A 341-nucleotide genomic window follows, 5' to 3' on the forward strand; every position below is an offset into this window, starting at 1 on the left:
TTTAATCGCTATAACCAACAAGATAAATAATGATTTGGCTGACCTTTTGTTGGTCGCAGTAATAACAGGCGTTATCAGGGATGTTACACGCAAGCGCAAATTTAAGCTGTTGTTGTTCGGCCAGAGGACTTAACAGCAGGCATAAGTTTTGTAGCCAAGCATTGAACTCTAAATCATCATAGTACAAGGCTTCGTCATGCTGATCTAAGCTTGCGTATTCCAGCACTTTATCTACTAGTAAGTTGAGTGACTCTGCTGAGTTGATAAAGGCTTCGCAATAAGCTTAATTGCGGCTGTCGCTAGTTTGGTTTACCACCAGTTGTCCGCTTCCTATAGTGCCG

The 341-nt window shown here is 42.2% G+C and carries 1 pseudogene; it reads right to left on the bottom strand.

The window, feature by feature from the left end:
* Positions 1 to 13 precede the first annotated feature (13 nt).
* Positions 14 to 341, bottom strand: a pseudogene (locus CWB78_RS18500) (hybrid sensor histidine kinase/response regulator); the annotation flags it as partial.

This window comes from Pseudoalteromonas sp. S1612 (genome assembly GCF_005887175.1).
GTDB classification, from domain to species: domain Bacteria; phylum Pseudomonadota; class Gammaproteobacteria; order Enterobacterales; family Alteromonadaceae; genus Pseudoalteromonas; species Pseudoalteromonas undina.